Origin of the sequence: Nocardioides nanhaiensis (assembly GCF_039542785.1) — a bacterium.
Taxonomy (GTDB): domain Bacteria; phylum Actinomycetota; class Actinomycetes; order Propionibacteriales; family Nocardioidaceae; genus Nocardioides; species Nocardioides nanhaiensis.
On record NZ_BAABIM010000002.1, the window covers coordinates 995,175 to 1,013,218 of the forward strand.

17 protein-coding genes are annotated in these 18,044 nt (G+C 73.4%); 5 read left to right on the forward strand and 12 right to left on the reverse strand.

The genetic code is table 11. From position 1 onward, the window contains the following. Nucleotides 1-17: 17 nt before the first annotated feature. Nucleotides 18-1,259: a hypothetical protein gene (locus ABD948_RS12865; RefSeq protein ID WP_345266372.1), complete on the forward strand. Its 1,242-nt coding sequence runs from the start codon at nucleotides 18-20 to the stop codon at nucleotides 1,257-1,259. A gap of 139 nt (nucleotides 1,260-1,398) precedes the next feature. Here ABD948_RS12865 and ABD948_RS12870 read toward each other — a convergent pair whose 3' ends face one another. The 3 genes from ABD948_RS12870 to ABD948_RS12880 are packed head-to-tail and all read right to left on the reverse strand — an operon-like array spanning nucleotide 1,399 to nucleotide 3,983. Beyond that, the gene (locus ABD948_RS12870; protein ID WP_345266374.1) at nucleotides 1,399-2,070 is read right to left on the reverse strand and encodes a GNAT family N-acetyltransferase; all 672 of its coding nucleotides are present in this window, start codon (nucleotides 2,068-2,070) and stop codon (nucleotides 1,399-1,401) included. A 44-nt stretch (nucleotides 2,071-2,114) separates the two neighbouring features. Next, nucleotides 2,115-3,554 carry a phytoene desaturase family protein gene (locus tag ABD948_RS12875; RefSeq protein ID WP_345266376.1) on the reverse strand — a complete coding sequence of 480 codons (1,440 nt, stop codon included), beginning with the start codon at nucleotides 3,552-3,554 and terminating at the stop codon, nucleotides 2,115-2,117. A 36-nt stretch (nucleotides 3,555-3,590) separates the two neighbouring features. After that, on the reverse strand, nucleotides 3,591-3,983 hold the full coding sequence (locus ABD948_RS12880) for a response regulator (protein WP_345266378.1): 393 nt from the start codon (nucleotides 3,981-3,983) through the stop codon (nucleotides 3,591-3,593). 112 nt (nucleotides 3,984-4,095) lie between these two features. On the opposite strand from ABD948_RS12880, the gene ABD948_RS12885 reads away from it, so the two are divergent. From ABD948_RS12885 to ABD948_RS12900, 4 genes are all read left to right on the forward strand, one after another. Beyond that, a complete protein-coding gene (locus tag ABD948_RS12885; RefSeq protein WP_345266380.1) occupies nucleotides 4,096-5,070 on the forward strand; it encodes a response regulator in 975 nt (324 codons plus the stop codon). Nucleotides 5,071-5,104: 34 nt separating this feature from the next. Continuing rightward, a complete protein-coding gene (locus ABD948_RS12890; protein WP_345266382.1) occupies nucleotides 5,105-7,273 on the forward strand; it encodes an ATP-binding protein in 2,169 nt (722 codons plus the stop codon). A gap of 31 nt (nucleotides 7,274-7,304) precedes the next feature. Next, nucleotides 7,305-7,760, forward strand: coding sequence for a nuclear transport factor 2 family protein (locus ABD948_RS12895; protein WP_345266384.1), 456 nt, complete (start codon nucleotides 7,305-7,307; stop codon nucleotides 7,758-7,760). A 126-nt stretch (nucleotides 7,761-7,886) separates the two neighbouring features. After that, nucleotides 7,887-8,207: a hypothetical protein gene (locus ABD948_RS12900; protein ID WP_345266386.1), complete on the forward strand. Its 321-nt coding sequence runs from the start codon at nucleotides 7,887-7,889 to the stop codon at nucleotides 8,205-8,207. Nucleotides 8,208-8,335: 128 nt separating this feature from the next. On the opposite strand, the gene ABD948_RS12905 is transcribed toward ABD948_RS12900, so the two are convergent. From ABD948_RS12905 to ABD948_RS12945, 9 genes are all read right to left on the reverse strand, one after another. Further along, on the reverse strand, nucleotides 8,336-9,196 hold the full coding sequence (locus tag ABD948_RS12905; protein WP_345266388.1) for a hypothetical protein: 861 nt from the start codon (nucleotides 9,194-9,196) through the stop codon (nucleotides 8,336-8,338). 64 nt (nucleotides 9,197-9,260) lie between these two features. Then, nucleotides 9,261-10,142 carry an HpcH/HpaI aldolase/citrate lyase family protein gene (locus ABD948_RS12910; protein WP_345266390.1) on the reverse strand — a complete coding sequence of 294 codons (882 nt, stop codon included), beginning with the start codon at nucleotides 10,140-10,142 and terminating at the stop codon, nucleotides 9,261-9,263. Next, on the reverse strand, nucleotides 10,108-11,568 hold the full coding sequence (locus ABD948_RS12915; RefSeq protein WP_345266392.1) for a dihydroorotase: 1,461 nt from the start codon (nucleotides 11,566-11,568) through the stop codon (nucleotides 10,108-10,110). Before ABD948_RS12915 ends, ABD948_RS12910 begins: the two co-directional genes overlap by 35 nt. A gap of 50 nt (nucleotides 11,569-11,618) precedes the next feature. Continuing rightward, nucleotides 11,619-13,058, reverse strand: a complete 1,440-nt coding sequence (locus ABD948_RS12920) for an MmgE/PrpD family protein (RefSeq protein WP_345266394.1) — start codon at nucleotides 13,056-13,058, stop codon at nucleotides 11,619-11,621. Then, nucleotides 13,051-13,908: a cyclase family protein gene (locus ABD948_RS12925; RefSeq protein WP_345266396.1), complete on the reverse strand. Its 858-nt coding sequence runs from the start codon at nucleotides 13,906-13,908 to the stop codon at nucleotides 13,051-13,053. Before ABD948_RS12925 ends, ABD948_RS12920 begins: the two co-directional genes overlap by 8 nt. An 89-nt stretch (nucleotides 13,909-13,997) precedes the next feature. Then, nucleotides 13,998-16,073 carry an alpha/beta fold hydrolase gene (locus ABD948_RS12930; protein WP_345266398.1) on the reverse strand — a complete coding sequence of 692 codons (2,076 nt, stop codon included), beginning with the start codon at nucleotides 16,071-16,073 and terminating at the stop codon, nucleotides 13,998-14,000. Next, the gene (locus tag ABD948_RS12935; RefSeq protein WP_345266400.1) at nucleotides 16,070-16,846 is read right to left on the reverse strand and encodes a maleate cis-trans isomerase family protein; all 777 of its coding nucleotides are present in this window, start codon (nucleotides 16,844-16,846) and stop codon (nucleotides 16,070-16,072) included. Before ABD948_RS12935 ends, ABD948_RS12930 begins: the two co-directional genes overlap by 4 nt. Before the next feature lie 5 nt (nucleotides 16,847-16,851). Then, on the reverse strand, nucleotides 16,852-17,583 hold the full coding sequence (locus tag ABD948_RS12940; protein WP_345266402.1) for a DUF2848 family protein: 732 nt from the start codon (nucleotides 17,581-17,583) through the stop codon (nucleotides 16,852-16,854). Continuing rightward, nucleotides 17,583-18,041 carry a carboxymuconolactone decarboxylase family protein gene (locus tag ABD948_RS12945; RefSeq protein ID WP_345266404.1) on the reverse strand — a complete coding sequence of 153 codons (459 nt, stop codon included), beginning with the start codon at nucleotides 18,039-18,041 and terminating at the stop codon, nucleotides 17,583-17,585. Before ABD948_RS12945 ends, ABD948_RS12940 begins: the two co-directional genes overlap by 1 nt. Nucleotides 18,042-18,044: the final 3 nt, after the last annotated feature.

The following is an 18,044-nucleotide window of genomic DNA, read 5'->3' on the forward strand; positions in this document are numbered from 1 at the left end:
GTTCTACCGGAGGTCCGATGTCGAGCCGCTACGCCGACCTCACCCGCGCGCAGCTCGCGGTGCTGGTGCCCGAGCTGCTGCTCACCGGTCACCTGATCGACCGCTCCGGCATGGCGCACTGCATCGCCGCCCTCGGCCCGGACGGGATGACCGAGGTCGCCATCGAGGAGTGGGCGGCCGCCAGTCCCATCTACACGCAGCGCATGCAGCGGGCGCTGCGCTTCGAGGGCACCGGCGTCACGACCATCTTCAAGGGCATGCAGCTCGAGATCGGCGCCCCGCCGCAGTTCATGGACTTCCGCTACACCGTGCACGACGAGACCCACGGCGAGTTCCACCTCGACCACTGCGGCGCCCTGCTCGACGTCGAGCCGATGGGCGAGGACTACGTGCGCCGCATGTGCCACGAGATCGAGGACCCCACCTTCGACGCCACCGCGGTCGCCACCAACCCGCACGCCCAGGTCCGGCCGGTCCACCGGCCGCCCCGCACCCCCGCCGACCGTGCGCCGCACTGCGCCTGGACCGTGCGGATCGACGACGACGCCGAGCCCGCGCAGCCGACGCCCCTGCTCGCCGTCAACGCGCGCACCCGGGCGGCGACGCTCGAGCTCGACCCGATCGACCCGAGCCGCGGACCCGACGACGGCGCGGCCGACTACTCCGGCCCCCTGGTGGCCGACGTCGACTTCGCCACCTTCTCGGCCTCCGCGCTGGCGCGCATCGCCGACGAGGTGGTGCTGCAGATGCACCTGCTCAACCTGGCCTTCCACGCCGCGGTGGCCGAGCGCGCCACCGCGGACCAGCGCCGCCACGTGGTGCTCCAGCAGCTCGTGGGCCACGCCGGTCTCACCGCCGAGCGGCTGCACCGCGCGCTCGCGCCGCTGCTCGACCTGGGTCGCTCGACCGAGGACGCCGCCCGGGTGCTCGCGCTCCACCCCGCGCTGAACCCGGCCGCCTACGTGGCGCTCGAGCGCGACGGCGCAACCGTGCGCGTCGCGGCCTCGCCCGCCCACGAGGACGGCGGCTGGCTCGCCCTGACGGGGCCGCACTCCCCCGAGCCGCTGCGGGCGATCGTGCGCGCCGTCGACCCCCGTCTCGACGTCGAGCTGCAGGGCGACCCCGAGGAGTGGACCGCCACCGTGGTCCGCCGCTCCGACCCCGCCCCCGAGCACCCCGCCGTCGCCGTCACGCGCTTCAGCGGCGGCGCCGCCTTCGCCTTTCAGCCCCGTACCTCGCTGCCCCTGACCATCCGCTGACCCGGCGCGCGGGCGGACGGGTGGGTCGCCGACCTGTGCGCAGAAGGGACGGGTGGGTCGCCGACCTGTGCGCAGAAGGGACGGGTCAGCGGGTGAGCCGTGCGCACTCACGACGGGTCGACGGGTGAGCCGTGCGCACTCACGACGGGTCGGCGAGGCCGAACAGCTCCCGGCAGGGCTGGAGGCCGAGCACCTGTACGGCGGGGCGGGTGGCGCGGCGGTCGGGCTCGTCCCACGTGGTGCGCCACAGCCGCAGCCGGTCGGAGACGAGCACCTCGCCCTCGCGCACGTCGCGCGAGATGCCGTCGTGCTCGTAGCCGAGGGCACGCGAGACCCCCTGGGAGGCGGCGTTGTCCGGGAAGACCTCGGTGGTGGCGCACGCCGCGCCCAGGTGGTCGAAGGCGAGGGTCAGCAGCGCGACGCGGGCCTGGGTGCCGTACCCGCGCCGGTGGTGCGCGAGGCCGAGCCACGAGGAGGTGCTGACCTCGCGCCGGCTGGCGAACTCCGTGGCCCGCAGGGTGACCATCCCCCGCGGCTCCCCGTCGTCGACGCCGAACACCCCGAGACCCAGCCGCCACACCTCGGGCTGCCAGTCCGCCATCCGCTCCCAGTGCCCGCCCAGCACCTCGCGGGCCCGGGCGAGGGGACCGGCCTCGGTCCACGGGGTGAGGAAGGGCCGCTCACCGGGGGCGTGCACGCCGTCGGCCGCCAGCTCCGCCAAGGCGACCACCTCGGGCTCGCGCGGCAGGCGCAGCTCGACGCGCGGGGTGCGCAGGACGAGTCCGAACAGGGGCCACCAGTCCTCGAGCACCCGCGCACCCTCCCAGCCGGGCCGCGCGGGCGTCAGGTGGTTTTTCAGCCGGCGAGGTGGCGCAGGGCGCTGGTGGCGGCGCGGTAGCCGCACATGCCGTGCACGCCGGCGCCGGGCGGGGTGGAGGCCGAGCACAGGTAGACGCCGGGGACGCCGGTGGCATACGGGTCCGGCGAGACCCGCGGCCGGGCCAGCAGCTGGCGCAGGTCGCTGTTGCCGCCGGCGATGTCGCCGCCCACGTAGTTGGCGTTGTCGGCCTCCAGCTGGGTGGCCGTGCGCACCGAGACGCCGACGACGCGCTCGCGCAGCCCGGGGGCCAGGCGCTCCATCTGGTCGAGCACCGGGTCGGGCGACCCGTCACCGTCGTAGCCGTTCGGGACGTGCGCGTAGGCCCACACCGGGTGCACGTCGTCGCGCACGCGCGTGGGGTCGGCCACCGACTGCTGCGCCACCAGCACGAACGGTCGCTCCGGCATCCGCCCGGCGGCGGCGTCGGCCTCGGCGGCGGCCACCTGCTCGAGCGTGCCGCCCACGTGCACCGTGCCGGCGCGCCGCGCCTCGGGCGCGCTCCACGGCACACCGCCGCGCACGGCCAGGTCGACCTTGTAGGCCGCGGCGCCGTAGCGGAACCGCCGGTAGGCCTTGCGGGTGCCCGAGGGCAGGGCGTCGCCCAGGATCTCGGCCGCGGCCCCCGGCCCCGTGTCGAGCAGCGTGACGTCGGCGGCCGGCAGGTCCGCGCGCGAGCGCACGCGGTGGCCGGTCACCACCGTGCCGCCGAGAGAGGTGAGCAGCGAGGCGAGGGCGCGGCTGATCGCGGCCGAGCCGCCCTCGGCCACCGGCCACCCCCGCGCATGGCCCGCGGCGGTCAGCACCACGCCGACGGCGGCGGTGGCCAGCCCGCTGAGCGGCTGGTAGGCGTGGGCGGCCGACCCGGCGAAGAGGGCGCGCGCCTGCGGGGTGCGGAAGCGGCGCGCCAGCACGGTGGCCGGCAGGCCCGCCCGCAGCCCGAAGCGGGCGAGCGCCAGCGGGTGGCGGGGCACGTGCAGCATCGGTCCCAGCACCTCGGCCGCGACGGCGTCGAAGCTGCGCGCTACCGGGCCGAAGACCTGCCGCCACGCCGTCGCGTCCTCGCCCAGGCCGGCGCAGGTGCGCTTCAGGTCGCGCAGCAGCACCGGGCACGAGCCGTCGTCGAGCGGGTGTGCCATGTCGACCTCCGGCCAGCGCCACACCAGGCCGTGCTCGGCCAGCGGCAGGGAGGAGAAGAACGGCGAGCCCACGCCGAGCGGGTGCACCGCCGAGCAGACGTCGTGCGGCAGACCGGGCAGGGTCAGCTCGGCGGTCCGGGTGCCACCGCCGATCTCGTCCGCCGCCTCCAGCACGGTGACGCGGTGCCCGGCCTGCGCGAGGGTGACGGCGGCGGCCAGGCCGTTGGGGCCGGAGCCGACGACGACGGCGTCGCGGGCGCGGGGGGAGGAGGGGCTCACCGCTCCATCGTGTCGGACCCCTGGTCAGACGGCTGGTCAGACGGGGGCGGGCCCGCCCGCCGCGCGGTCGGCGACGAGCTCGCGCACCCGGCGCGAGAGCACCCGCATCTCGAACGGCTTGGAGAGGAAGTCGTCGGCGCCGGCGCGACGGGCGCGGTCGACGTCGGCGCGCGCCGCCATGGCCGAGATCATCAGCAGCGCCGGACGACCCTCGGCAGGCAGGTCGTCCATCGCCTCGAGCACCTCGAGCCCGGTCATCACCGGCATCGAGTTGTCGAGCACGACGGCGTCGATGCCGCCGCCCTGCAGCAGCTCGAGCGCCGCGGCGCCGTCGGCCACCGCGGTGACCCGGAAGCCGACCGCCTCGAGGGCAAACGTGACCAGGTCGCGGATGTCGGCCTCGTCGTCGGCCACCAGCACGTGGGTCACCCCCTGAGTCTCGGTCGTCGGCGCCTCGCGTCCAAGGTTTGTGGACGGTGAGGTGTGAAGAGGTTGTGAAGCAATCCCTCGCGAGCCCCGCTCTCGGCACTACCGTGGCGCCGTGGCGACCGTGCTGGTGATCGAGGACGAGCAGGAGACCACCGACGTCCTGCACGCCTTCCTGCAACGGTTCGGCTACGACTCCCTGGGCGCTCGCACGGGTGGCGCGGGCCTCGACCTGGTGGCGAGCGAGGACCCCGACCTGGTGGTGCTCGACCTCGGGCTGCCCGACATGACCGGCCTCGAGGTGATCCGGCGCCTGCGGGACTGGACCGAGGTGCCCGTGCTGGTGCTCTCGGGCACCTCCCGCCGCGGCGTCGGCGTCGACGCGCTCGACGCCGGCGCGGACGACTTCCTGCACAAGCCCTTCGACGCCGGGGACCTCGCGGCCCGCCTGCGCGCGGTCTCGCGGCGCAGCACGGGCCACGACGACGCCGCCTCCCCCCGCCGCCACTTCGGGGAGGTGACGCTCGACACCGCCCTGCACCAGCTGCTGGTCGGCGGAGTCGAGGTGCGACTGACCTCGATCGAGTGGCGCCTGCTGGAGGCGCTGACCCGCCAGCCCGGGCGGTTGCTCACGCACCGCTGGCTGGTCAGCCAGGTGTGGGACGCCAACCACGGCGCCGAGACGCAGGCCACGCTGCGCCAGCACGTGCGCACGCTGCGCGGCAAGCTCGACGACGACGCGGCACGGCCGACCTACGTGCGCACCGAGTCCGGCATCGGCTACCGCTGGGTGGCCGCCGCCTCGCCCGCCGCCTCGCCCGCCGGCGCGTCGGAGGCGCCGGCTCCCGCCCCGCCCGAGGAGGCGGCCGCCGTCGGCTGGCGCGGCGACGGCTGGGACCGCCTGGACGCCGCGCTCGCCGGGCTGGGTGCCCACCTGCGCACCGGTGACCACGACGCCGCCACCGAGCGGTTGACCCGGGTGCGTGCGCTCGTCGACCAGCTGAGCCCGGCACGCGAGGCGGCGCGAGAGACAGCACAGCAACCAGACCACGGCGGTCCGCGTGGCGGCCACGGGGCGGCTCCCGCCTGAGCGGTGGGTGCCGACGTCACAGGGGGGAGCCGGCGTGGTGGTACAGCAGGAGGGGACGGGCCACGGGCCCGCACCCGGGGCGGCGGGCGCCGTCGTGACGGCCGAGCCCGTGGGCGCCTCGACAGCCGAGGCGCCGGCGACGACCGACGACGGCGCGCCGCTGCCGCGGCGTCTGCTCGTCGGCGTCGCGTGGGCCACGAGCTTCGGTCTGCTGGTGCTCGTCAACCGGGCGTCCGTGCCCGAGGGAGGCACGTTCGGCCTGGTGGTGGCCGCGGCCGGGGTGGCGTTCCTGTGGCTGCTCTCCAGTCCTCCGACCGTGCCGGCCATGAGCGCGTGCCTGGGCGTCGTCATGCTCGTGCAGGCGTGCGCCCTCGCCGTCGCGGAGACCCCCACCACGCTGGCGGTACCGCTGGTGGTCACCACCACGACGCAGTCGCTCGCCTGCGTCCTGCTGGTGCGGCGCTGGGTTCCCGGCGTCCTCGGCACCGGAGGCGTCGGCAGCCTGCACGCGCCGGCCGCGCTGGTGCGCGGCATCTGCGCGGTCGTGCTGGGCACGGGCGCGGCCGCCCTGCTCGGCCTCGGCCTGGCGGTGGCGCTCGGCGAGCGGCCGGGCGCCGTCGAGTCGCTCGTGTGGTGGGGTCGCAACCTCACGGGTCTGGTGCTGGTCGGGATCCTCGGTCACCTGGTCTGGGAGCGGCTCGACCAGCGTCGCCGGGGCGAGCGGCCGCCGGCGGCCGTCGTGCGCGCTGGACCCGTCGAGGCCGTCGCCCTCGTCACCGTCTCCGTGGTCGCCTACACCCTGGCGTTCACCCAGCAGACGGTCCCGATGGCCTGGGTTCTGATCAGCCTCGGCGTCTGGGCCGCCACCCGCTTCTCGACGCTGGCGGCCGTCACGCACACCACCGTGCTGGGGATGGTCGCGATCGCCCTCACCCGCGCGGGCGACGGACCGTTCAGCAACGTCGGGGACGCCGACCTGGCTGCCCTGGTCACCGAGATGTTCCTGCTGCTGCTCCTGCTGACGGTGCTCGCGGTGGCCACGGGTCGCGACCGGCGGGACGCGCTCACCGCCGACCTCGACCACCTGCACGCGCAGACCACCGCCCGCGCCGAGCTGCTCGACACCATGACCGAGTCGATGGCCGAGGCCCTCGTCGTCAGCGACGCCGACGGTGCCGTGGTGCGCAGCAACGCAGCCGCCCGCACGCTGGTGGGCCACGCTCCGCGCCTGGGCGCCCAGCACACCGCGGAGGTGGCGCTGCACCACCTCTCCGGCGGCGTCGTCGCCGATGGCGACCACCCGGCGCGACGCGTGCTGGCCGAGGGCAGGCTCGCCGCCCAGGACCTCGCCCTGGAGCGCCCCGACGGCGAGCAGCGGATCCTCGCGGTGACCGCGGCCTCGTTGAGCGGTGGCCAGGAGCTGGGTGAGCGGCGCGGCTCGCTGGTGGTCTACCGCGACGTGACCGAGCACCGGCGCGCCGTCCAGCGCCTGGCCGAGTTCGCCGGAGTAGCCGCGCACGACCTGCGCAACCCGCTGACGGCGCTGCGCGGCTGGCTCGACCTGGCCCTGACCATGCTCGAGGAGGACCCCGACGACGCCGCCGTCACCCGCGCCGCCGTCGCCCTGCAGCGGGCCCGCTCCTCCACCGACCGGTTGCGGGACCTGGTGAGCGACCTGCTCGACCAGGCCACGGCAGAGGGTGGGGAGCTGAACCTGCAGCCGCTCGTGCTCGACGGGCAGGACGGCCTGTTGCGCGCCGTCGCCCTGGACCTCGAGGACGACCTGGAGCAGGACCTCGACCTCCGCGTCGGCGACCTGCCGCCGGTGCTGGCCGACCCCGAGCTGATCCGCCAGCTGCTCGTGAACCTGGTGGGCAACGCCGTCAAGTACGTGACGCCGGGCGAACGCGCCCGGGTGGAGGTGCACGGCAGCCGCCGCGGCGACCGGCTCGAGGTGGTCGTGGCCGACCACGGCATCGGCGTCCCCGAGGCCGAGCGCGACCGGATCTTCGAACGATTCCACCGCGCCCATGCCGGCGACGACCGCTACGGGGGCAGCGGGTTGGGGCTCTCGATCTGCCGGACCATCGTCACCCGCCACGGCGGCGCCATCGCCTGCCGGGCGCGTCCCGACGGGCCGGGCACCGAGTTCGTCTTCGACCTGCCCCTGGCGCCGGACGGGTCGCCCGCCCGGAGTCGTTGAGGCCTCGTCGCGTTGGTGGCAGGCTGCGGCCGTGACCTCCTCGCAGCAGCCCGACCCCGGCACCGTCGACCGTCAGGCCCTCCCCGCACTGTGGGCCTCCCACCGGTCGTGGGAGTGCGTGCAGACCCACGACAAGCAGGGCTGGCTGGGACTGATGGCCGACGACGTGGTCATCGAGGACCCCATCGGGAAGACGATCACCAATCCCGACGGGCACGGGGTACGCGGCAAGGAGGCCGTCGAGGCCTTCTACGACACCAACATCGGGCCCAACCGGCTCAGCGTCGCCTGCGAGGAGACCTTCCGCTCCAGCGACCCCTCCGAGGTCGCGCACATCCTCACGTTGACCAGCCGCTTCGACGACGGGCTCACCAGCACGGTGCGCGGGGTGTTCTGCTACCGCACCGACGCCCGCGGCAAGCTCACGAACCTGCGCGGCTACTGGCACCTGGACGACATGGTCTTCGAGAGGTCAGGCGGGCACTGACCGCGAGGCGGCCGCGCCGGTTTGCCGCCGTCACCCGGGGGGAAGGACGCCACTAGGGTGAGCTCACCCAACCGTTGTGGCACCCACGCCGCGACGGCCCCCATCGGTGAAAGTGGGAAACCAGACATGAAGCGACTCGCAGCGGCCGTGGCCGTCGTGGCCCTGACCCTGAGCGCCTGCGGTGGTGGCGGTGGCCGACCCTCGGCCTCCGAGATCGAGAGCGCCCTCAACGACACCGACAACCCAGTCGGCGAGCAGGTCGCCGACACGCTGACGGAGGAGCAGATCTCCTGCGTCGCCGAGGCGTTCGAGGCCTCCGACCTCTCCGACGACGCGCTGCAGTCCCTCGTCGACGGCGACGAGAGCTACGAGGGCAGCGACGAGGACGAAGCAGCGCTGCAGGACATCCTCACCGAGGACCTCACGGAGTGCGCCACCGCCGAGTGACCTCGGTGGCACCTCGCGCTCCCCGCGCCTGACGCGCGGACGCGCTCGACGGGTCCGATCCCTGCGGGGGTCGGGCCCGTCGTCGTCTCACTCTCCCGTTGCAGGACGAGTCGGGCCCCTGGGAGGAATCAGTCGCCGGCCCGCGCCGACGCCTCCTCCCAGTCCTGCGGTGTGGCGCCGCACCCGACGCCTCGCTGGCTACGCGTGACCTCGCTCCCGACCGCCCAGGCAGCGGCGTACACGTCGTCGCCCGGGAGCGACCGCATCTCGACGCACAGCGCCGCCTGTCCGGGGTCGCTGACGGTGGGGTCCCGGACCACCCAGCCCACCTGCAGGTCCCCGCGGGCATAGCGCCCACGCATCTCGCGGGTCTCCGGTGGCACGACCTCACGCAGCAGCTGCGCGGCCCGCCCCTCGTCCGCCTCGCCACCGGCCGCCAGCTCCCCCGCCACCGCCGGCGCCAGCAGCGACGCCGCCTCCTCGGCTCGGCCCTCGCTGCGGACGTCCCGCACCGTGCGCAGGAGCGGGATCAGCAGGGCCAGGCAGATCGCCACGCCCGCCATCACGGCCACGAACCGCCACAGCGCGCCCCGAGGACGTCGTGCCGGCGGCCCCACGTGCCCGACCTCCTGCTCAGCGCGCCGCCAGCGCCGTGGAGAGACCTCGGCGGGTGGCTGCGGACGATCGGTGACGTCGGCCGGTGGCGTGGCCCGCACGGGATCGCGGCCCAGCGCCCGCTCCACCCACCACGCCTGCGCCTCGTGCACGTCGGGGTGCAGCAGCACCTGGTCGCCCTCTGGCGACACCGGCCACCACAGCTCGTCACGAGCCAGGCCAGCCTCTCCCAGCCCCGGCACCGCCGCCCGCACCACCAGCACCGGCGTGCCCTCCAGCAGCGCCGGGTGGGTACGCACCACCAGACCGCGCTGCTCGAGCCAGGCCACCAGCCGGGCCGCCTCGCCGGTGAGGACTGCCTGGTGGCGGTTCACTCCGCACGACCCGCTGCGCAGGGACACATGAACGGCAGCGTAGGCGGAGCGACGTAGCGCGGCCTCAGCCCTCTCCGGCCCTGCGAAGCACAGCTCGGGCAGAGCGGACGACGGCCAGGTCGACCAACCGTCCCCGGGGGTCGACAGCGACACCGGCTCCCGCCGACCCGGCCTCCTCGAAGCTGGCGATCACGCTGCGCGCCTCGTCGACCTGGCGCGGCGTCGGCGCCAACGCCTCGTGGACGGGGCCCACCTGACGGGGGTGGATGAGCGTGCGGGCGGCGAAGCCCTGGCGCACCAGCTGCTCGGTCGAGCTGCGCAGCAGCTGCTCGTCGTCCAGGTCGGTCTGCACAGGACCGACCGGAGGAGCGATCGCCGCAAGGGCAGAGGCCACCACGACGTCACTGCGAATGGCCCAGAGCTCGTGCCGGTCACCCGACGGCACCATGCCGAGCGCCGCGGACAGGTCGGCCTCGCCGATGCCCAGGCGGTGCACGCGGCGCGACCGGGCGACCGCACGCGCCTCCGCGACGCCCAGCGGGGTCTCCAGCAGTCCCACGACTGCCAGTGGCGGAACACCCGCGGACGTCTCGGCATCGCCCAAGAGCTCGTCGAGCTCGGTCAGGAGATCCGGTTCCGCCCCGGGCAGCAGGACTCCATGGGTACCGGGGCGGACGGCCGACCGGACGCCGTCCTCCAGACACGCACTGTCCACACGGACCCACCACTGGCACCCCGCGACCCGCTGGTGGTCCCGCACGGCCTCGTGCGCGAGTTTCTTGCCCGCCGGGCCGACTCCGTCCTCCAGGTCGAGCACGACCGCGTCCGCACCGCTGGCGGCAGCCGACGAGAAGCGGTCGGGGCGGTCACCGGGCACGTACAGGTAGCTCCGCGCCGGGCGCAGCACCGACTCAGCCACGCGTGGTCGGACGCGAGAGGTACTCACCCCGGGGTTCTCCCACGACCTGGCCGTCGCGCAGCACGTGTCGCCCGCGCAGGAAGGTGTCGGTCACCCGAGCCGTCATGTCGAAGCCCTCGAACGGCGTGTACTCCTGGGTCGACTCCGACTCCGCGGCGCGCACGGTCCAGGAGGCGTGCGGGTCGACCAGGGCGATGTCCGCGTCGAACCCCGGCGCCAGCGAACCCTTGGTGCGCAGCCCGAATCGGCGAGCAGGGTTGGCCGCCAAGAGGTCGGCTACCCGACGCAGCGGCAGTCCCCGCTTCGTCCCCTCGGTGACGAGTCCGGCCAGCAGGTACTCGGTGCCGCCGAACCCGGACTTGGCGACGAACACGTCGTCGCGGTCATCCCCGAACTTCATCTCGTCCTTGCAGCATGCGTGGTCGGACACCACCCAGTCGATGGTCCCGTCAAGCACGTACTCCCACAGCGCCTCGACGTCCTCGCGAGGACGGATCGGCGGGTTGACCTTGGCCCCGTTGTCGGGCGCCGAGTGGATGTCCGCGAGCAGGTGCCCGATGGTCACCTCGCGGCGGAAGTCGATGTGGGGGAAGGCCTGCGCCATCCGCAGCGCGGCGTCGACGGCCTTGCGGGAAGTCAGGTGCAGCAGGTTGATGGTGGGCAGCCCGGTCTCGTGGGCGAGGTAGGACGCGATGCTGATGGCGAGTCCCTCGGAATGCGGCGGACGGCTCTCGTGGTACGCCTCGAGGCCGCTCAGCTCGCCTGCGTCCTCCACCAGCTTGGTGTAGGCGGCCATGATCTCCGCCGTCTCGCAGTGGAGCGACAGCGAGATCTCGTCCGCCAGGTCGGGGAACTGCTCGCGGGCCCGCTGGATGCCGCGCATCACGAACTCGAAGTGCGCGTAGTCGTAGCGCTCCCCCTCGGGGATCATCAGGAAGGAGTTCTGGTCCGCGGACCGGCCGTGCAGGCCGTGACTGCCGTAGAACATGAAGACCTTGAACGACGTGACGCCGTGCTGCCCGACCAGATCGGGGATCTCCTCGATGTGCTTGCCCATCATCGGCGCCAGATGGAACGCGTAGTCCACGTGGGCCCGTCCGCGCACGGTGTCGAGCACCTCCGGGAAGAACTCCGCGTACTCACCGCCCTTGTTCAGGTAGTACTGGCCGGTGCGCATGTACGTGATGCCCGTGGTGACGCCACCCTGGGCACAGGCGCGGCTCTCGGTCACGGCGTCCTCGGCGAGGGGGTTGTAGATGCCCCAGTGCTGGTGGGCATCGACCACCCCGGGGAAGGCCAGCCGTCCATCGCCGTCGACGACCTCGACGTCGGCTGCGACCTCGATGCCGGGGGCGAGGCGGACGATGCGACCGTCCGCCACCTCGATGTCGACGTCGATCGGCTCGTCGTGGTCGGGCGTGACGGCGCGGACGTTCCTGATCAGCAGATCCATGTGCGGTGCCTCTTTCGTGTCTGGAAGCGGGTCGGGACTGGACGGGCCGGTCAGGCCACGGCGACGGCGGTCGGTGCCAGCATCGCCATCAGGTCGTGCACGGGACCTCCGGTGCGCAGGCGCGCGAGGCGCTGCTCCACGGCGGCCAGCTGGGCGGGGGCGAGCGTCGCCGCGGCGTTCTCCCGGAACTTGACGGCGAGCTCCTCGTCGCTGAGCGGCCGGTCCGGTCCACCGCGGTTGACCAGGACCTCCACGCGCTGGCTGGTGCCGTCGCGCAGGTCGGCGGTGACGACGGCGGGGAACTGCTGCGGGAAGATGCGATCGCACTGCTCGTCGGCGACGACCTCGACCTTCGCCATCAGGGCACGGCGCACGGGATCCACGGCCAGCTCGTCGGTGTAGTCGGCCAGGCCGGCACCCAGGCCTGCTCCGCCCAGCATTCCCACGACGAGCGCGTAGGGACCGCTGAACTGGGCCTGGTAGCCGGTGCCCGGCGCCTGCTTGACCGACAGTGGTTGTCCGATGGTGCGCAGCGGGGCCGACGCGACGCCCAGCACGAGACGTCGCACGTCGTCGGGTCGCACGCCGCGCTCCCGGAGCACGATGCCGGCGTCGACGGCCGCGTGCGTGAAGTGGTTGGCCGGGTAGGGCTTGAAGAAGATGCCTGGCACCGACCACACCCTTCCGAGGTCTCGGTCGACGGCGTCGAGGTCGATCTTGTCGCCATGCAACCAGGACTCGAAGAAGCCGAACCGTCCCTCGAGCACCGAGGGAGGACCGGTGAAGCCCCGGGCCACCAGCTGGGCGGCGACCACCCCGGACTCCGCGGCCCAACCGCAGTGCAGCCGCTTGACCGTCCCCCCGGTGCGATTGGCCTCGAGGATCCCCGAGGCCTTGGACGCCGCCAGGCCGAGAGCGTGCACGAGCTCGTCCTCAGCCAGGCCGAGGACCATGCCGGCGGCGATCGCCGCGCCCATGGCCCCGCAGATGGACGTGGCGTGCTGACCGTGCTCGAAGTAGACGGAGTTCCCGAGCTCCTCGTCGTAGCCGGCCATGCCCAGCCGCACCGCCACCTCGAGCCCGACGGCCACGGCGCGGACGACCTGCTCCCCCGTGGCGCCCGCGTGCTCGGCGGCCGCCAGCACCGCCGGCACCACGTTGGCGCTGGGGTGCAGCACCGACGGCAGGTGGGTGTCGTCGTAGTCGAGCGAGTGGGCGAGGACGCCGTTCACGAACGCTGCCGCGGGTGCCGGCAGGCGCACGCCCTCACCGACGGCGTGAGCGTGCTCGGCACCTCCGGCCTCCAAGGCGTGCTCGGTCACGGCGATGCTCGTGGCCAGGGGACGTGCTGCGAGGCAGAGCCCGAGTACGTCGACCACGCGCTGCACGACGCTGTGACTGACCTCGTCGGGCACACCGTCGCGGGCGCTGACCACGGCGAACCGGGCCAGCTGCTGGGCCAGGGTGTGCTCCTGCGCGTGCTCAGCCACGGGAGACCACCGCCAGCGGGCGCACCGGTGATCCGGTGGCACCGTAGAGGGCGAGAGAGGAGAGGACGAAGAGGAACTCGTGCTGGCGAGCGGCGGCCAACTCCTCCAGGTCGAGGGCCTCCACGATGTAGATGCCGTTCTCGACCAGCAGCACCCGGTGTGCCGGGAGCACGCTGTGTCCCGCGCCCGGGGCGAGCCGCTCGAAGGCGATGGTGTCAGCACCGGTGGCGCGCACCTCGTGCTCGGCGATCCAGCGCGCACCGTCCTCACCGACGCCGGGGACTCCGGACTCACCGCCCACGTACGGGGCTCCCTCGTCGAAGCGCCGGCCCCACCCGCTGCGCACGAGCACCACGTCCCCAGCCACGGGACGGGTGCCCTGGACCTCGACCGTGGTCTCCAGGTCGGCGCGGGTGATCTCGTACCCGGCGTCGAGGCCAGCTGGCGACCCGAGCGCGGCCGGGACGTCGAGCAGCACTCCGCGACAGACCATCGGGTCGATGGTGTGCGCGCCGAGCTCGGCGTAGCGGCCGCCGCTGAGGGCTCCGGCGGCCGACACGTCGCCGAACAGCTTGCCCTCGTGCGAGACGTGCGCGAGCGCGTCGATGTGGGTGCCCACGTGGGTGCCCATGCTGATCATGTCGTTGGCCGCCGAGCCGCCGTCGCTGCGGACCATGTCTCCGTGGCGCCGCGGCAGGGAGTGCCAGTAGGCGGGGTGGTTCGGGGACTGGGGCATGCCGACGGTCAGCGGACGACCGAGGTCGAAGACCTCGATGCCGGCGGCCAGCACGTCGAGCAGGGGGGAGGCCGCACTGCGTGCCGGGGTGCCGGCCGGCCTGAGGGTGGTCACGTCGTTGTTCCTTCTGGTCTCGGGGTGCGTCGCCGACGACGCCAGGTGCACTGCTGCCGGTCAGGAAGCGCCGACCGGCCTCGGGACTCTCATGCGACCACCTGCCGTCGGCGCAGATCGGCCACATGGGCGGCGTCGAGGCCGACCTCGTCGATCAGGACGGCGTCGGTGTCGGCGCCGAGAGGGCGGCCGGTGAACCGGATCGCGCCGGGCGTCCCGGACATGCGCCACATGACGTCGTGCATCAGGACGTCACCGAGCTCGTCGTCGGGAACCGTGCGCAGCATGCCGGTGGCGCGGACGTGCTCGTCCTCCGCCAGGTCACGAGCGTCGTAGACGGCAGCCACTGCCGCTCCCGCCGCCGTGAACTCCGCCAGCACCTCGTCACGCGACCGGGTGGCGATCCAGCCGCCCACGTAGCCGTCGAGCTCGTCAGCGTGCTGCGCCCGGGTGTGACCTGAGCTGAACCACGGCTCCTGCACGATCTCGGGACGGCCCACCAGGCGCATGACCCTCTCGGCGATGCGTTGGGCACTGGTGGAGACGGCCACCCATGAGCCGTCGGCAGTGCGATAGGTGTTGCGCGGCGCGTTGTTGGTGGACCGGTTGCCGTGCCGCTGCCCGACGCTGCCGTTCTGCTGGTAGTAGGTGGCCCCAGGCCCCACCGCAGTCATGATCGGCATCAGCAGGTCGGCGTCGATGACCTGTCCGTGACCGCCGTTGCGCTCGCGGGCGAGCAGCGCCATCGACACGGCCGACGACACGGCGATCCCGCAGATGCTGTCGGCCAGGCCGAATGCCGGCAGCGTCGGTGGGCCGGACTCCTCACCGGTCAGGTGGGCAAAGCCGCTCATGGCCTCGGCGAGGGTGCCGAAACCGGCGCGACCGGCGTAGGGGCCCTGCTGTCCGAAGCCGGTCACCCGCACCAGGACGAGTCCTGGATTCTCCGCCAGCAGGACGTCGGGTCCCAACCCCCACTTCTCGAGGGTGCCCGGCCGGAAGTTCTCGACAACGACGTCCGCCGTCGATGCGAGGGCACGGAAGGCAGCAGCACCGTCCGGGTCCGAGAGGCTCAGGCCGACCGTGCGCTTGTTGCGCGAGATCTCCTTCCACCACAAGGGGACGCCGTCCCTGGACTCACCGTGACCGCGCATGCTGTCCCCCGCCGTGGGGTGCTCGACCTTGATCACGTCGGCACCGAAGTCGCCCAGCAGCTGACAGGCCAGAGGTCCTGCGAGGATGGTCGAGACGTCTATGACCCGCAGCCCGGTGAGCGGGCCGTGCTGGGTCGGCTCGGCCGGATCCGCAGTCGGCGCATCGGAGGTGACCGGTGCCCCGCCACCCGAGGCGGCGGCTGCTAGCACCGCGGCGAAGCCAGCAGCGTCCTGTTCAGCGACGAAGTCCGTGGCCTCCGGCAGCCACACCTCGGCGGCCTCCGGGAGAACACGCCGGGCTCGCTCGTGCATGTGACGGATGCGGTCCTGCCCCCCGCCGACGAGGGTCACAGGCAGTCCGGCCCCACGAACCGCGCCGACGGCGTCAGTCAGGTCGAAGCGCCAGATCGCCCGGTAGGCCGTGGCGAAGTCCGGTCCGGCGGCGAGGTAGTCGGCGACCATCGAGGTGACGAGGTCCGGTGGGGCCCACGGGTACTCACCCTGGACGCGCTGCCAGATCCGGGTCAGGTGCCCGCCGTCGGAGTCCGGCTCGTAGGGGGGCGCGAAGCCAGCCATCCGTTCCGTGGCCTCGTCCGGCGTGTACACCGGCAGGCCGTGCAGCACCAGGTGCTCGACGTCGGCGACCCGAGTGGCTGCCATCTGCAGGGCGATCACCGACCCCGTCGCGCGCCCCAGCAACCGGATGGGGCGACCGCCGGTGACGGCGTCCACGCCCTGCCAGAGCGTCTCGGCCAGCTGCTCGACCGAGGTCTCACCCGCCGGAGCCGGCGACTCGCCGTAGCCGGGCGTGTCGGGAGCGAGCGCTGCTCCGTCGCGCGCCAGGTGGCCCAGCAGGGACGTGAACCGCCGCGACGACAGCGGGGACTGGTGCAGGAGAACCCAGGGGGTGCCCGCGTCGTCGCGGGCTGGGTGCCCGGCCACGCGCACGTGCACCGGGCCCGCGGTCGTCTCGACGACGTGGGGCCGCACCGGGGGCAGCTGGTCGCTCATGCGGGGGCCTCCGCACCGACCGGACCTAGCCGCTCGAGGAGCGTGGTCCCGGGTCGCTCCATGAGCGCCACGTCGGGACCACCGGCGTGCACGCCCGCCAAGCGCAGTCCCGCCCACAGGGACGCCAGGTTGCTCGAGACCACCGGGAGGCCCAGGTCGCGCTCGAGGCTCGCCAGCCGGTCGAGAGACCGCCAGTTGGTGCAGCTGATCAGCACGGCGTCGGCACCGGTGAGGTCGACCTCGCGTGCCAACCGCTCGCTCGCGTCGACCGGCAGCTCACCCTTCGCCAGGTTGCTCAGCAGCCCCAGGTCGCGTCGTGCCGTGACGGTGAAACCGCTCTGCTCGAGGTAGCGCACGGCGCCGTCACCGACAGGCGCGACGTAGGGCGTGACCACTGCCAGACGCTCGACGCCGAGCGCCTGCAGAGCGGTCACGACCGCGGTCGACGTGGTGCAGGCGGGGGCGTTCGCCGCGACGCTCAGATCGGCGCAGGTGTCGGCATCGACGTCCCTGCCGTCCAGGAAGCTGGCCGAGGTGCAGGCGAAGATCACGGCGGAGGGCTGGAGGGAACCGAGCTCCGCCGCAGCCGCGGGCACCCGGTCCCGCATCGCGACGATGCTGGCGACCTTGTCCTCCTGGCGCTCCACCTCGACCACCGGCACCCGGGTGGCGTAGAACGCCACCCCCGGCGGTGCGTGGGCGGTGAGCTCGGGCTCGACCACGGAGTTGGTCGAGGGCACGACCAGACCGATCCGGGCGAGGTCTCCGTACATCGCCCTCACCCGCCGTCGACGGTGAGTGGGACGCGGAAGCCCTCGGCCATCTCGGTCATGAGGCCGGTGAGCTCGTAGCTGTGAGTGATCTCGCGGTCCAGCACGGGGTCGTGCAGACGGAACGACCACGTGGACCCGTAGTCGAGTCGACCGTCCAGGGCGACGATGGTGCCGGCGTAGAGCACGAACCCGTGGTCGGGCGGGTTGGCCCGCTCCCGCAGCACCGCCAACAGGTCCTCGGGCGAGAGGAAGGTCCCTGTAGGGGTGCGCTGGTAAGGGCGGCCGTCCACCCATGACTCCAGCACGCAGTCGTCCCAGTGGTCCACGACGTCGGAGAGACGCCACAGGCGCGGCGCGAGCACGTTGGGGCAGGTCTGCTTGCTGTACACGATGCTGACCCGCTCGAGGTCGCGGTCGGTGTGGTCGGATCCCACCCCGACGTAGACGTCGTCCTCGGCCACGACGAGCACGATCTCGACCTCACCGGAGGTCCGGTCCCCGTGCACCTCCACCGCGTCGGAGGTCGTCAGCGCGTGCGGGGCGATCGGATAGATACGAGGCGCCGGTACGTCGAAGGCGATGCGCACGCCCGCCGCGGCCACCTCTTCCTGGTGGTGCACCGCCACCTGGGCGTCGCGCGTGGCGGAGCCGAGGTTGTACATGCGCGCGACCGGGAAGGAACGGGCCTGCGTGGAGCCGTCGACCGCCACCACGTCGGCCTCGAGGGTGAAGGGCATCAGGAGGCCGTCCCCTCGTCGGCGCCGTCCTGAGGGGCGGGTGCGCCCTGCTCTACCCAGCCCTTGCCCTGGAGCATCTCGGCGAACGCGATCGTCGCCGCCTCCACGGTGGGCATCCCGCCGGGCAGTCCCGAGAGGAGGATCGCCTCCAGCACCTCCTGCTCGCTGGCCCCGTACTTCATGGCGTTGCGGGTCGCCCACTCGACCCCTTCACGGTCGCCCTTGACAGCGGTGGTGATGCCCACCAGCACCAGGAAGCGGGTCTTCAGGTCGAGGTGCCGCGGCTCCGGACCGAAGATCAGGTTGCCGGCCAGCGAGTTGTAGGCCCGCAAGATCTCGGGGTCGACGGAGGCCATGACCTCGTGCACCGGCAGCGTGAACCCGCGGCGGGCCCGCACCTCCTCGAGGGCCTCGCGGCCCGCGTCGTCGTAGGTCCACTCATAGCTCACCTTGGACATGTC

Coding starts and splice junctions, on each gene's coding strand:
- ABD948_RS12900 (WP_345266386.1), top strand. CDS start 7,887: ATGAAGCGACTCGCAGCGGCCGTGGCCGTCGTGGCCCTGACCCTGAGC.
- ABD948_RS12865 (WP_345266372.1), top strand. CDS start 18: ATGTCGAGCCGCTACGCCGACCTCACCCGCGCGCAGCTCGCGGTGCTG.
- ABD948_RS12935 (WP_345266400.1), bottom strand. CDS start 16,846: ATGTACGGAGACCTCGCCCGGATCGGTCTGGTCGTGCCCTCGACCAAC.
- ABD948_RS12930 (WP_345266398.1), bottom strand. CDS start 16,073: ATGAGCGACCAGCTGCCCCCGGTGCGGCCCCACGTCGTCGAGACGACC.
- ABD948_RS12915 (WP_345266392.1), bottom strand. CDS start 11,568: ATGGATCTGCTGATCAGGAACGTCCGCGCCGTCACGCCCGACCACGAC.
- ABD948_RS12940 (WP_345266402.1), bottom strand. CDS start 17,583: ATGCCCTTCACCCTCGAGGCCGACGTGGTGGCGGTCGACGGCTCCACG.
- ABD948_RS12945 (WP_345266404.1), bottom strand. CDS start 18,041: ATGTCCAAGGTGAGCTATGAGTGGACCTACGACGACGCGGGCCGCGAG.